The organism is Bacteroides sp. 11BF (genome assembly GCF_019633765.1).
GTDB lineage: Bacteria > Bacteroidota > Bacteroidia > Bacteroidales > Bacteroidaceae > Bacteroides > Bacteroides hominis.
Map to the genome: position 1 here is coordinate 13,978 of NZ_JAFKPJ010000004.1, position 14,314 is coordinate 28,291.

The 14,314-nt window shown below is 40.2% G+C and carries 14 protein-coding genes; 9 read left to right on the plus strand and 5 right to left on the minus strand.

Annotated features, from left to right (window positions below; translation table 11 throughout):
- The first annotated feature begins 9 nt into the window (after nucleotides 1-9).
- The 4 genes from JZY04_RS04980 to JZY04_RS04995 all read left to right on the plus strand — a co-directional run bounded on the left by JZY04_RS04980 (nucleotide 10) and on the right by JZY04_RS04995 (nucleotide 5,353).
- On the plus strand, nucleotides 10-2,907 hold the full coding sequence (locus JZY04_RS04980) for an FAD-binding and (Fe-S)-binding domain-containing protein (protein WP_122141823.1): 2,898 nt from the start codon (nucleotides 10-12) through the stop codon (nucleotides 2,905-2,907).
- Nucleotides 2,908-3,124: 217 nt separating this feature from the next.
- Complete coding sequence (locus tag JZY04_RS04985) at nucleotides 3,125-3,715, plus strand: sugar transferase (RefSeq protein WP_122141822.1); 591 nt, start codon at nucleotides 3,125-3,127, stop codon at nucleotides 3,713-3,715.
- Between the two features lie 62 nt (nucleotides 3,716-3,777).
- Nucleotides 3,778-4,908, plus strand: a complete 1,131-nt coding sequence (locus JZY04_RS04990; protein ID WP_122141821.1) for a DegT/DnrJ/EryC1/StrS aminotransferase family protein — start codon at nucleotides 3,778-3,780, stop codon at nucleotides 4,906-4,908.
- A gap of 124 nt (nucleotides 4,909-5,032) precedes the next feature.
- Nucleotides 5,033-5,353 carry a DUF202 domain-containing protein gene (locus tag JZY04_RS04995; protein ID WP_005780368.1) on the plus strand — a complete coding sequence of 107 codons (321 nt, stop codon included), beginning with the start codon at nucleotides 5,033-5,035 and terminating at the stop codon, nucleotides 5,351-5,353.
- A gap of 9 nt (nucleotides 5,354-5,362) precedes the next feature.
- Here JZY04_RS04995 and JZY04_RS05000 read toward each other — a convergent pair whose 3' ends face one another.
- From JZY04_RS05000 to JZY04_RS05020, 5 genes are all read right to left on the minus strand, one after another.
- Complete coding sequence (locus JZY04_RS05000; protein WP_032531334.1) at nucleotides 5,363-6,307, minus strand: YihY/virulence factor BrkB family protein; 945 nt, start codon at nucleotides 6,305-6,307, stop codon at nucleotides 5,363-5,365.
- 1 nt (nucleotide 6,308) lies between these two features.
- Entirely contained in the window at nucleotides 6,309-7,754 is a 1,446-nt protein-coding gene (locus JZY04_RS05005; RefSeq protein WP_122141845.1) for an alpha-amylase, read from the minus strand.
- 140 nt (nucleotides 7,755-7,894) lie between these two features.
- Entirely contained in the window at nucleotides 7,895-8,920 is a 1,026-nt protein-coding gene (locus JZY04_RS05010; RefSeq protein WP_032531336.1) for a beta-ketoacyl-ACP synthase III, read from the minus strand.
- 327 nt (nucleotides 8,921-9,247) lie between these two features.
- Complete coding sequence (locus tag JZY04_RS05015) at nucleotides 9,248-10,258, minus strand: GGGtGRT protein (RefSeq protein WP_005780364.1); 1,011 nt, start codon at nucleotides 10,256-10,258, stop codon at nucleotides 9,248-9,250.
- A gap of 20 nt (nucleotides 10,259-10,278) precedes the next feature.
- On the minus strand, nucleotides 10,279-10,980 hold the full coding sequence (locus tag JZY04_RS05020) for an iron-sulfur cluster assembly scaffold protein (RefSeq protein WP_005780363.1): 702 nt from the start codon (nucleotides 10,978-10,980) through the stop codon (nucleotides 10,279-10,281).
- A gap of 240 nt (nucleotides 10,981-11,220) precedes the next feature.
- On the opposite strand from JZY04_RS05020, the gene JZY04_RS05025 reads away from it, so the two are divergent.
- The 5 genes from JZY04_RS05025 to smpB all read left to right on the plus strand — a co-directional run bounded on the left by JZY04_RS05025 (nucleotide 11,221) and on the right by smpB (nucleotide 14,297).
- Entirely contained in the window at nucleotides 11,221-11,625 is a 405-nt protein-coding gene (locus tag JZY04_RS05025) for an HsmA family protein (RefSeq protein ID WP_122141820.1), read from the plus strand.
- Between the two features lie 249 nt (nucleotides 11,626-11,874).
- On the plus strand, nucleotides 11,875-12,375 hold the full coding sequence (locus JZY04_RS05030) for a DMP19 family protein (protein WP_005780361.1): 501 nt from the start codon (nucleotides 11,875-11,877) through the stop codon (nucleotides 12,373-12,375).
- A gap of 82 nt (nucleotides 12,376-12,457) precedes the next feature.
- The gene (locus JZY04_RS05035) at nucleotides 12,458-13,261 is read left to right on the plus strand and encodes a hypothetical protein (RefSeq protein WP_032530717.1); all 804 of its coding nucleotides are present in this window, start codon (nucleotides 12,458-12,460) and stop codon (nucleotides 13,259-13,261) included.
- Between the two features lie 31 nt (nucleotides 13,262-13,292).
- Nucleotides 13,293-13,835 (plus strand): Yip1 family protein, encoded by a 543-nt coding sequence (locus tag JZY04_RS05040; RefSeq protein WP_005780359.1) that lies wholly within the window; start codon nucleotides 13,293-13,295, stop codon nucleotides 13,833-13,835.
- A 9-nt stretch (nucleotides 13,836-13,844) separates the two neighbouring features.
- Complete coding sequence (gene smpB, locus JZY04_RS05045; protein WP_005780358.1) at nucleotides 13,845-14,297, plus strand: SsrA-binding protein; 453 nt, start codon at nucleotides 13,845-13,847, stop codon at nucleotides 14,295-14,297.
- The last annotated feature ends 17 nt before the right edge of the window (nucleotides 14,298-14,314 follow it).

Here is a 14,314-nt window from a genome sequence, read left to right on the forward strand (position 1 = left end):
ATAACTTAGATGAATTTTCAAAATTTACATATACTCGGTGAACTAAAAGAAGAGTTGCTTTATCGCATTCTTTATTCAACTGATGCCTCTGCTTACAGAGAGATGCCTATTGCCGTTGCATATCCTAAGGATTCTTCTGATGTGCAGAAGATTAGTGATTTTGCCAGGAAAAATCAAATTAATTTGATTCCTCGTGCTGGAGGAACTTCTTTGGCGGGACAAGTCGTTGGCAAAGGACTTGTTGTTGATATTTCCAAATATATGAACCATATATTGGAAATCAATCAGGAGGAACGTTGGGTAAGAGTACAACCGGGAGTTGTATTGGATGAGCTAAATCTTTATTGTAAGCCTTATGGGTTGTTTTTCGGGCCGGAAACTTCTACTTCTAATCGTTGTTGCTTAGGAGGAATGGTTGGCAATAATTCGTGCGGTTCTCACTCTTTAGTATATGGTAGTACACGTGATCATTTGCTTGAAGCTAACGTCGTTTTAAGTGATGGTTCTGAAGTAGTATTGAAAGGAATGACTTCTAAGGAGATAAACGAGAAATGTAAATTAGACTCATTGGAAGGACGTATTTATAGCCAAATTATTACGTTATTATCGAATTTTGAAAACCAAAAAGAAATCGTCGATAATTATCCTGATGTATCTTTACGAAGACGTAACTCAGGATATGCTATTGACGAATTATTGCGTAGTAACTATTTTGATAAGAATTGTTCTGAGCCTTTTAATCTTTGCAAATTGTTAGCGGGTTCGGAAGGTACATTAGCTTTAATCACAGAGTTAAAACTAAAATTAGTTCCTCTTCCTCCTACGGAAAAAGCCGTGATATGTGTACATTGTTCTACATTGGAAGAATCTTTTGCTGCAAATCTTGTGGCTTTGCGACATGCTCCGGTTGCAATTGAGTTAATGGATAGTACAATACTGGAGTTGAGCAAACAGAATATTTCACAAAATAAGAATCGCTTTTTTATTCAGGGAGATCCTGCTGCTATCCTCATTATTGAGTTAGCTGAGCAAACAAGGGGTGAGGTTGATAAAAAGGCTAATGAAATAATTGATGATTTAAAAATACATCATTATGGAACTCATTATCCTCTTGTATATGGGAAAGATATTAGTCGTGTATGGGCTTTAAGAAAATCTGGATTGGGGTTGCTTTCTGGTATGCCCGGAAGTGCTAAGCCCGTTTCATTGATTGAGGATACTGCCATTGCTCCTGAGCGTTTAGCTGCTTTTATCGCTGATTTGAAAGTTATGTTAAGTAAATATGGTCTGGACTGTATTTATCATGGACATATTAGTACTGGGGAGTTGCATTTACGCCCGGTACTCAATTTGAAAAAGGAGAAAGATAAGAAACTATTCCGTTTAGTTGCTACGGAAACGGCTGAGTTGGTGAGGAAGCACAGAGGCTCATTAAGTGGTGAACATGGGGATGGTCGTTTGAGAGGCGAGTTTATCCCTTTGTTGTTGGGTGATAAAATTTATAGTTTTCTGCGAGACATAAAGGAGACATGGGATTTACCTCATATATTTAATATTGGTAAGATTGTAGATACACCTTTTATGGATATTAATTTACGTTATGAACAGCACAATCTTGGGGTTAAGACATATTTTGACTTTTCTAAACAAAAGGGTTGGTTGTGCGCCATAGAACAATGTAATGGTTCTGGAGATTGCCGGAAATCAAATCTCTTTGGTGGTACAATGTGCCCTACTTATCGGGCTACCAGAGAAGAAAAGAATACGACACGGGCACGTGCCAATACTTTGAGAGAGTTGTTGATACATCCTGCACATGATCGAATATTTAGTCAACCGGAAATTTTGGAAGTATTGGATACATGCGTTTCGTGTAAAGCTTGCAAATCGGAGTGTCCATCGAATGTGGATATGGCTCGTTATAAGGCTGAATATTTGCAGCATCACTATGATGAAACATTTGTTTCTTTACGTTCCAGATTAATAGCTAATTTGACTAAGGTGCAAAAATTGGGGATGGTTGCTCCTTGGCTGTATAATGCTTTTGTTACTGCCCAATTTACTTCCTCATTACTAAAACGTATATTAAAGTTTGCACCTCAACGTTCTATTCCCAGACTTTATAAAATAACATTGAAGAGTTGGTTATACAATAATCCAGATATGAACAAATGTAATAGAAAAGTGTATTTGTTTGCAGATGAATTTACCAATTATATGGATGTAGAGATTGGTGTAAAGTTCATCAAATTATTGCGTACATTGGGCTATGAGGTTATTATACCAAAGCACTTGGAAAGTGGGCGTACTGAAATATCGAAAGGACTTTTGAAGAAAGCTAAGAAAATAGCAGAAAAGAATATATTATTTTTAAAAGATATAGTGACAGAAGAAATTCCTTTAGTTGGAATTGAACCTTCATGCATACTTTCGTTTCGTGATGAGTATCCGGATTTGGTGGATGAGGAATTACAAGGATATGCTCGTAAATTATCGGTAAACTGTCTGTTGTATGATGAGTTTATTGTTCGTGAGATGCGTAAGGGTAATATTAAACAGGAACAATTTACTCAATCATATCTTTATATAAAATTACATGGGCATTGCCATCAGAAGTCGTTAGCGTCTATAGAGCCTTCTAAAGAGATGCTTTCACTCCCTAAAAACTATCAAGTGGATATTATACCGTCAGGGTGTTGTGGTATGGCAGGAGCTTTTGGATATGAAAAAGAGCATTATGACTTATCAATGCAAATAGGTGAGCAGGTCTTGTTTCCAGCAATTCGTCAAGCTAAAGAAGATATATGTATTTCTGCTCCAGGAACCAGTTGTAGGCAGCAGATAAAAGATGGTACGGGAAGGCGAGCTTACCATCCAATTGAAGTATTATATAATGCTTTAATTTAAAATAGATTAGTTGCTATTTTCTTTTTATTTAAATATTTGTGGAAGGAATATGAACAGGGAAATAAAAAAGACAAGTCATAAAAATGTTATCGACTGTTTATTCTGTATATCACAAATCAAAAATATAATTAATTTTTAAACAATAAATCTACTCAAAGTGGAATACAAGCCTCTAAAAGGTTGGGTAATTTCATTATGAGTCTTTTGATAGATTTTCATGTTTTTCAAAAATTTGTTTGACCGCAGTGTATCTTTTCTCGGTCTCCTTTTTCTTTCTCCAATTTTATTAGTAACAGCTATTCTTATTCGTGTTAAGATGCCTGGAGGTCCTGTTATATTCAGACAGAAAAGAGTTGGGCGGTATGGTAGATTATTTACCATGTATAAATTTCGTTCTATGACGGTTGGGCATTCCGGTAGTTCTGTTTCTGTAAAGGGAGAAAGCCGGATCACGCCATTGGGGGCCAAATTGAGAAAATATAAGATTGATGAACTTCCGGAACTGTGGAATGTGCTGATAGGAGATATGAGTTTGGTCGGTCCTCGTCCTGATGTCCCGGGATATGCTGACAATCTGCTGGGAGACGATAGGAGAATGTTGCTTTTAAAACCGGGTATTACCGGACCTGCCAGTTTGAAATATCGTAATGAAGAAGAATTGCTGGCGGGGCAGGATAATCCTCAAAAATATAATGATGAGGTTTTGTTTCCTGACAAAGTGCGAATAAATATAGAGTATTTGGATAACTGGTCATTTGGGAATGATATTAAAATCATCGTTTATACCGTTTTGGGAAAAGATATATAGAATTTTACTTTTCCTCTTGATTCCTTACTACGTAAGAAAATGAAATTATAATAAAGTTTATTATGAACAAACGAATCTGGCTTTCGCTTGCTCACATGGGTGGCCGTGAGCAAGACTTTATAAAAGAGGCCTTTGATACGAACTGGGTTGTGCCTTTGGGACCTAACGTGGATGCTTTTGAGCAATCTTTGACCGAATATTTGCATGAAGATCGCCATGTGGTGGCCTTGAGTGCGGGAACGGCTGCACTTCACTTGGGCTTGATTCTTCTGGATGTAAATCCCGGCGATGAAGTGATCTGCCAAAGCTTTACTTTTGCCGCCTCTGCCAATCCGATTTCTTATCTGGAGGCCAAACCTGTTTTTGTGGACAGTGAGAAGGATACGTGGAATATGGATCCGGTATTGCTTGAGGAGGCTATAAAGGACCGTTTGCGCAAGACGGGTAAGCTTCCGAAGGCTATTATCCCTGTTCACCTTTACGGTATGCCTGCCAAGATGGACGAGATCATGGATATTGCGGGTCGTTATGGTATTCCCGTATTGGAGGATGCCGCGGAGGCTTTGGGTTCGGAACTGAACGGACGGAAGTGTGGCACATTCGGTGAGTTGGCCGCTCTCTCTTTCAATGGCAACAAGATGATCACGACTTCCGGTGGAGGTGCTCTGATCTGTCGTACGTCTGAGGAGGCCCGACAGACAAAGTTCTATGCGACGCAGGCTCGTGATGCCGCTCCGCATTACCAGCATACCCATATCGGCTACAATTACCGTATGAGCAACATCTGTGCGGGTATCGGCCGTGGGCAGATGTACGTTCTGGAAGAGCATATTGCCCGTCGCCGTGCTATTCACTCTTTGTATGTTGATTTGCTGAAAGATGTGGCAGGTATTATGGTTATGGAGAACCCTGATTTGCGGTTTGCTTCCAACTTTTGGCTGACTTGTATCCTGGTTGATCCGAATCTTGCGGGCAAGAGTCGTGAAGATATCCGTTTGAAGCTGGATGTCGAAAATATAGAGACTCGTCCTTTGTGGAAGCCGATGCATCTTCAGCCTGTGTTTACAGATGCTCCGTTTTACGGGAACGGTACGAGTGAGAGGTTGTTCGATATTGGTCTTTGCCTGCCTTCGGGACCTACATTGACAGATGAAGATATCAGGAGGGTGGTAGATACTATTCAATCGGTATAGTTTACGTTAATCTACTTGCTGGTAAAAGGTTGTTTTTGTTAATTGAGATTCTGTTTTGGGGAACTATTCTTTTCTATCTTTGTTTTTAAAGAAAAACGTATAGAACACAATTTCCTCAATATCTATGTTGACATTTACCGATAACTTTGAGAATGATAAAGAGTTGATACTCCGTGATCATTTGGCACTTGAAAGAACAAAGTTGGCCAATGAAAGAACTTTGTTTGCATATATTCGCATGGCACTTTATCTCCTGACTGTAGGAATAGGGATCTTTCAAGTTGAAAGTATCTCACGTTTGCATGGGCTGGCGTGGGTGTGTATTATGGCCGGGATCATTTTATTCTTTTTAGGCTTTGTCCGCTTCGGGCAGATGAGAAAGCATCTGAAACAGTATACGAAAACATGTCGTGAGGCTGAGAGTAAGTCATTGCAGGAGAAGTAATCCCTGTTCTCAATCATCCAATCCGATTGGTTTGTTTTCGTGTATTTCTATGGTTTTGGTGGCTACCGCATATTCATCGGGAAAAATCTTACCACCCATTTCGTTTGCCCATGCTTTGGTGAACTCTGCGCCTGTATATATGATGATGGAAGAATAATAAATCCACGTAACGAAAACGACCATGAATGCTGCTGCTCCGTAAACGGTTCCTACGTTTGCAATCCCTATATAAAATGAGATTCCCCATTGACCTACCAGTAGCAGTAATGTGGTCACAATCGCTCCAATAAAAACATCTCTGCTTTTTATTTTGGCATCGGGCAATATTTTGAAAATCAATGTGAAAATGATGGCCGTTACACCTATATTTATAATGATTCCTACTACCTGAACCAATGACCCGGCTATTTCGGGATAATTAACCATAAACTTTTTACTCAATTCTCCGATGATGCTGGTGATGGTAAATGTAATCAGAAGGATGAAAGCAAATACAAGTATTATGGAAAAAGAGAGTATTCTGTTTTTGATAAACTTGAGCCAGCTTTTTTTAGGAACAGCTTTTATTCCCCAAATTGTGTTCAATGAACTTTGTATCTCTGCAAAAATAGTGGTAGCACCGAAAATAGAAATGCCTAAGCTGACAATGGCAGCAGATCTGGAAGAATCTGTATTTTCTGCATTTTCTATAATGGAGCGAAGTGCTTCGGTGATTTCCGGTCCTACAATGGGTTGTAACTGGACATAAAGCTGGTTGGCCAAATCCATGTGGAAAAAGACTCCGACAGTGACCAGGAGAGAAAGAAAAGGGATAATTGAAAACAATGTCGCATAAGCCAATGAAGCGCTCAGCCTCATAACGCTGTCGTCTATAAATCCCCAAACTGTATCTTTTATTATTTTGAACAGTAGGGGTAAGCTAAGCTTTTTCTTTCTCTCCGAATGAATTTCCATTTTAACTTTTCTTTATCCAAACGGCAATATTACGGGCATTAACAGAGAATTTTCCGTTTCCTTTCTCATCTAAAGTGACCTCTTCGGGAATGCTTCCGGTGATTTCATGCCATACTTCCCCTTTATGTTCCTCACCCGGATTCATCATTTTGCTACCGGCTTCATCATTTGACATTAAGAAGACCAGACCGGAACCAGTGTGTTCTTTATCTCCCGTACGGATGAAACCAATGGTAGAAGGATGATCGAAATATTCGATCTGATCACCGTAGGCATATTTTCGCCTTGCATTCAGTAAAGTATCAATGATCGGGGCATGGGGAGACTTTTCGCCTTTTACACCATAATAGTCTCCATAGAACAGGCAGGGATAACCGTTTTTCATCAATAATATCAAACCATAGGCCAGTGGCTTGAACCAGTCCTCTATTTGTGATTCTAACGAACTGCCCAATTGTGAATCGTGATTGTCGACAAAGGTGACTGCTAAATCGCAATGATGTTCGACCAATGTGCCCTTCAAGATATTCTGCAAATCATAATTTTTGCCTTCTTGTGAAGCCTGAAACATATTGTAATGTAACGGAACATCAAATAAGTTGACTTTATGGTCCACAGATTCTATGTATGCATCGAGTGTTTTCAGATCTCCGTTCCAGTATTCACCTACAGCGTAAAAGTTGTTTCCTCTTTCACTCCTTACCGCATCCAGAAATTGTGCGATGAACTTATCCTTCATGTGCTTGATGGCATCCAAACGCATTCCGTCAAGGTTCAGTTCTTTGGAAACCCATTTTCCCCAGCGATTCAGTTCGGCAATTACTTCCGGATGATCCAGGTCGATATCGTTACATAACAGGAAATCATAGTTTCCATTTTCGCTATCTACACCCTCGCTCCATGCTTTACCTTCTCCTTGTATCTGGAAGATGCCGCTCCGCTTTTTGGCATCGTCAAAACCGGTTCCGGAGAAGTGATACCAATGCCAATTGAAATCAGAATATTTATCCTTGCGTCCATGGAAACTATATCCGGTCCAGCTTTGTATCTCGAACGGCTTTCCCAATCCTTGGGTTCTGTCATGGGGATCGACTTCCACAACCATAAATTTTTCAGTGAAATCACCTCCGGCTTTATGGTTGAGTACTACATCCAGATATACTGAAATATGGTTTTTATGTAACTCGTCGATCGCTTCTTTCAATTCATCTTTTGTGCCATACTTCGTTCTTACGGTTCCTTTTTGTTCGAACTCGCCAAGATCATACAAGTCATAGGTTGCATAACCTTCATCTTGCTGCTCGTCGGCTTTATAAGCAGGCGGAATCCAAACTGCTGTCACACCGATTTTATGTAGATGTGATGCGTCTTCTTTTAATTGTTTCCACAACTTTCCATCGTTTGGCAGATTCCATTCAAAATACTGCATCATTACGCCATTTTCCATCATCTTAATGCATTTAATTATCAGCAAATAACAAAAAAAGCGGCATAAGGTTCCTTTGTATTTGCCAAAAAGCACTTTGGGCTATTTTGCTTTAAAAAGCTATCTGATGTTGACGGTGGCGTGATTATGACTTTCTGTGGCTAAGCTTGTGTGCTGGTGGCGTTATTTATCTTTCCGTCATATCCCCATTTCACGTAGACGGCTCCCCAGGCAAATCCGGCTCCGAAAGCGGTAAAGATCAAATTATCACCTTTTTTGAGCTTATCTTCGAAATCCCATATACATAACGGAAGTGTGCCGGCACTGGTGTTGCCATAGTGTTCGATATTGATCATGACTTTTTCTAATGGCATATCCAGGCGTTGGGCGACAGCATTGATAATGCGTTGATTGGCTTGGTGGGGAATAACCCAGTCGATTTGGTCTTTCGTTAGCTGATTTCTTTCGATAATCGATTCACAAGCATCTGACATATTGGCTACAGCATATTTGAATACTGTACGGCCTTCCTGATAAAGATAGTGCATGTGATTGTCTATCGTAAAATAAGAAGGAGAACATACGGAGCCGCCGGCTTTCATATGTAAAAAAGGGAGTCCTTTGCCGTCTGTTCTTAAAACAGAATCTATAATGCCTAAATGATCCGTAGTAGGTTCCAGTAAGAAAGCTGCTGCACCATCACCAAAAATAGGACAAGTGGCGCGATCGGTGTAATCTATCACCGATGACATCTTATCGGCACCAACTATGATGACCTTTTTGTATCTTCCCGAACGAATAAAGTTGGCTCCGGTCTCCAGAGCATATAAGAAACCACTGCATACTGCCTGCATATCAAAGGCGAATGCATTTTTCAATCCCACTCTTTCACACAGAATGGAAGCTGTTGAAGGAAGCCGATAATCGGGAGTGGTTGTAGCGACAATTACCAGATCGATGTCATCCGGATGGCTTTTTGTACGTTGCATCAATTGCTTCACAGCCTTACGTGCCATGTATGAAGTGCCAAGACCTTCTTCATTCAGAATACGTCTTTCCTTGATGCCGATACGCCCCATGATCCATTCATCGGTGGTATCTACAATTCTGGATATCTCATCATTAGTCAGGATGTAATCGGGTACATATCCTCCAACTCCTGTAATTACTGCATTGATTTGTTTCATTAACTTTGTCTAAATAAGTAAGTTCTTAAGTGGGGGAAGTATAAAATGACTCCGAAAACTTACGACTTTTCGGAATTGCATCTAAAATACCGGGCGCAAATATACAGAAAAGAAAGACTTATTCTATATTTTGTAATCTAAATGCATTGATTTTCGTAGTGAGATTAGGATAAGTTATAATACTGAAAATAGAATTAGGGAAATGATAGAGAAAAGGAGAGGTGTTTTTTGTTTAAAAAAGGAAGAAATAATCTATTCTGATTTATACAATAAAAAACTCCTGCAATCATATGACTGCAGGAGTTTGTCAATATAGAATGGCTTAATTTACTTTGCCAAAGCCTGAGCTACGTCAACTGCACAAGCTACTGTACAACCTACCATCGGGTTGTTACCAATTCCCAGGAATCCCATCATTTCTACGTGAGCAGGAACTGAGGATGAACCGGCGAACTGAGCGTCTGAGTGCATACGACCCATTGTGTCGGTCATACCATAAGAAGCAGGACCAGCAGCCATGTTGTCCGGGTGAAGAGTACGACCTGTACCACCACCTGAAGCTACTGAGAAGTATGGCTTACCGGCCAATACACGTTCTTTCTTGTAAGTACCTGCAACCGGGTGCTGGAAACGAGTCGGGTTAGTAGAGTTACCTGTGATAGATACGTCCACGCCTTCTTTCCACATGATGGCTACACCTTCACGTACATCATCTGCACCATAGCATTTTACTTTTGCACGAGGACCGTCAGAGTAAGCAATTTCACGTACTACTTTCAGTTCGCCTGTGAAATAGTCAAACTGTGTCTGAACATAAGTAAAGCCGTTGATACGAGAGATGATCTGAGCAGCGTCTTTTCCAAGACCGTTCAAGATACAACGCAGAGGTTCTTTACGTACTTTGTCTGCTTTTGCAGCGATTTTGATAGCACCTTCGGCAGCAGCGAAAGATTCGTGACCTGCCAGGAAAGCGAAACATTTAGTTTCTTCACGCAACAACATAGCAGCCAGGTTACCATGACCGATACCAACCTTACGGTCGTCGGCTACAGAACCCGGGATACAGAATGCCTGCAGACCGATGCCGATAGCTTCGGCAGCGTCAGCTGCATTTTTGCAACCTTTCTTGATAGCGATAGCAGCACCTACTACGTAAGCCCACTTAGCATTTTCAAAACAGATCGGTTGAGTTTCTTCACACGTTTTATAAGGATCAACTCCAGCAGCTTCGCAGATAGCGTTAGCTTCTTCGATGTCTTTGATACCGTTAGCGTTCAAGGCTTCGATGATGCCTTTGATACGGCGGTCCTGACTTTCAAATTTTACTTCTCTAATCATAATTTCTTTTCCTCCTTATATTATTCGTGACGTGGATCAATGTGTTTAACAGCTCCCTGTTCTGCAGTGAAGCGTCCGTAAGTACCGGTAACTTTCTTCAATGCTTCATTCGCATCAGTACCCTTCTTGATTTCGTCCATGAATTTACCCATGTGGACGAATTCGTATCCGCAGATTTCATCGTTTTTGTCAAGAGCAATTGTCTTGATGTAACCTTCAGCCATTTCAAGGTAACGCGGACCTTTAGCCAAAGTACCGTACAATGTACCTACCTGGCTACGCAGACCTTTACCCAAGTCTTCCAGACCTGCACCGATGATCAGACCACCTTCTGAGAAAGCTGACTGAGTACGTCCGTAAACGATCTGCAGGAAGAGTTCGCGCATAGCAGTGTTGATGGCATCACAAACTAAGTCTGTGTTCAATGCTTCGAGGATAGTTTTTCCCGGGAGGATTTCAGCAGCCATAGCAGCTGAGTGAGTCATACCTGAACAGCCGATAGTTTCAACCAGAGCTTCCTGGATGATACCTTCTTTTACGTTCAGAGTCAGCTTACATGCACCCTGCTGAGGAGCACACCAACCCACACCGTGTGTCAGACCTGAAATATCAACAATTTCTTTTGATTTTACCCATTTTCCTTCTTCGGGTATGGGAGCCGGTCCATGGTTAGGACCCTTCTTTACAACACACATGTGTTCCACTTCGTGTGAATAAGTCATAATTAGCTCTTTTTTTAAGTGATATAATTAAAAATACGTAGTCACGATTCTCAAATCGCTCACAAAGGTAGTCGTTTTATTTGTTTTTGCAAATCGGGTTTTATTACTTTTTTATGAAAAGGGAAAAATAGAAATTTCAGTTTCGTTAGATTGTAATGTGGAGATGACATTTTAGATAATCTTTATTTTGTTGAACTATTACTCTGATTCTTTGTTTCTTTTGAGAAAAATTGATCGGTTATGAATTTGAATGAAGTAGATATACATTATTTAATAGCAGCCATTTGTGTGATAACTTCTGCATTGGTGTTTTACACAATAGGAGTGTGGGGAGAGCGGTTGCAGGAGAAACTGAAATTTTGGCATCTGGTCTTTTTCTTATTGGGGCTATTGGCCGATTCTGTGGGAACAGCTTTAATGGAGAATATTGCGCGACTCACACACCTGCATGATGAAATACATACTGTGACCGGCATTATCGCTATCTTGTTGATGTTTGTTCACGCTATGTGGGCTATCTGGACGTATGTAAAAGGGAGTGAAAAGGCTAAAGAACATTTCAATCGTTTCAGTATTGTTGTGTGGTGCATTTGGTTGATACCCTACTGTATAGGCGTATATCTTGGTATGTCGTTGCATCATTGAAAATAACCTTATTTGAGAAAGTAATAAAGCTTCATCTCAGCCGCTAAGATGAAGAATTATCCCGTAAGAGAACCATTGAAGAACTCAGGAGATATATTCCAAAGCGATTGGGGAATTTTTAATTATGGGCTTTAAAAATAGGACAGTTTCTAAAAAACTCTTCAAAAAGCCTTTCTGAACCATATATTTCCGTATTTTTGTTTCCTGATATTTATAAATGTAGAATTTACCTTATTATATATAGTGGAAATGATAGAAGTTACGGATGCCTCCTTGCAAAAAGCTGCGGGCGAGGGAATGGATGAATTTATCCAGGTGTTTACAGATAAGTATAAAGAAGTGATTGGCGGGGAGCTTACTGCCGAAACAATGCCACTATTGACAGGAGAGCAGCACTCTTTGTTGGCCTATCAGATTTTTCGGGATGAAGTCATGTTTGGTGGTTTTTGTCAATTGATTCAGAATGGGTATGGAGGTTATATCTTTGATAATCCTTTTGCAAAAGTGATGCGTTTGTGGGGAGCCGAGGATTTCTCGAAGTTGGTTTATAAAGCTAAGAAGATATACGATGCCCATCGCCAGGATCTGGAGAAAGAGCGTACGGAGGATGAATTTATGGCGATGTACGAGCAATACGAGGCCTTTGATGATCTTGAAGAAGAATATCTGGATATTGAGGAGGAGGTTACAGCACTGGTAGCAAGCTATGTAGACGATCATTTGGAGTTGTTTGCAAAAATAGTTAAGTGATGGATGCAGTATTTTTTAAGTCTCTGCATTTACTTATTGTGAATTAGAATTTATATCTTTGCAAACTCTAAAAAATAGATTTATGAAACAATTGAAATTAATGGTGTTGGCCTTAACCCTGTTGATGGGTACTATGTTTACTTCATGTATGGATTCCGGAGAAAACGGTCCTCAGCAGTGGGCTGGTGTGGTGAAAGTTAATGATAGAATGGGTTATGTTACGTTTACAGATGCCGCCGGTACGGAACTTATCCCCACTAACACAGTTCCTGTTACTTTGAGTGCAAGAATGGCCTATATTTATTGTCAGGTTGATGAAGGTCAGGACCTCTCGACAAATCCTAAACAGATTAAGGTTACACTTTTAGCAGATCCGACTGGAATCGATGCTCCTGCAGTTACTACTACGGCTGTCGGTGGTTCGGGAGATGTGACTACTAATGCACCAATTGGTTCATTGAGTTTTGCATCAGGATATTCAACGGTAGCTCCATTCCAGTTTAGTGAAAATACAATTGTATTGCCGGTACTTTACCGTGTGAAAAATGTAAGTACTCCGGAAGATATTAAGAATGAACTCGCTAAACATTCTTTTACTCTGGTTTGCTATACAGATGATATTACTTCAGGTGCTACAGAACTGAAACTCCATTTGCGTTATGCTGTTAATGATGAAACTACTGCTATAGTAGAACGTGCGACACGTACTTCCAGCTTTAAAGCTTATGATATCACTGAATTTTTGAGAGAATATAAGCAGAAGAGTGGACAAGATAAACCAGCCAAAATTATTGTGGTGGCACAGCAGAATGAATACAACAATAAAATAGAAGATTCTTCTACTACAGAGAAGGCGTATGAAATAGAATATAAAACCGCTAAATAATTTGAATTACAAAGCATTATTTCAAATAGCAATGTCATTGATTTCCTCTCCGGCCAAGGCCTGGGAGGAAATTCGTTTAGAGGATAGACGGGCAGTTCTTACTGTTTTTGTCTATCCTATGATTGGTTTATGCGGTTTATCCGTATTCATTGGTGCTTTGTGGACCAATGGATGGGGAGGACCGCAAAGTTTTCAATTGGCCATGACGCAGTGTTGTGCAGTGGCGGTAGCTTTGTTCGGAGGCTATTTTCTGGCAGCTTATGCCATCAATCAGATGGGGATAAAAATGTTTGGCATGTCCAATGATATCCCTTTGGCACAGCAGTTTGCAGGCTATGCATTAGTTGTCACCTTTTTGTTGCATATAGTGACCGGATTGCTTCCGGATTTCAGTATTATCGGTTGGTTGCTCCAGTTTTATATCGTTTATGTGGTATGGGAAGGAGCAAGAGTCGTGATGCTGGTGGAAGAAAAGAATCGGTTGCGTTACACCATTTTCTCGTCGATTTTGTTAATACTATGTCCGGCGGTAATACAAGTTGTGTTCAACAAGCTAACAGCTATATTAAATTAAGAAGATAAAATGAAACTGGCTCCTATAAATATAAAGAATAAACGTGCTACTTTCGACTATGAGTTGATCGATACTTATACAGCAGGTATTGTGCTGACAGGAACGGAGATTAAGTCCATCCGTTTGGGAAAAGCAAGTCTTGTAGATACGTTTTGTTATTTTGCGAAAGGTGAATTGTGGGTGAAGAACATGCACATTGCCGAATATTTTTATGGTTCGTATAATAACCATGCGGCCCGACGTGACCGTAAATTGTTATTGAGCAAAAAGGAGCTGAATAAGTTGGAACGAGGGACGAAAGACGCCGGATTTACCATTGTCCCGGTTCGTTTGTTTATTAATGAAAGAGGTCTGGCCAAAGTAGTTGTGGCTTTGGCAAAAGGTAAAAAGCAATATGACAAGCGGGAGGCTTTGAAAGAAAAAGACGACCGCCGCGATATGGACAGAATGTTTAAACGATGATAGGTTTGTACCTTTAG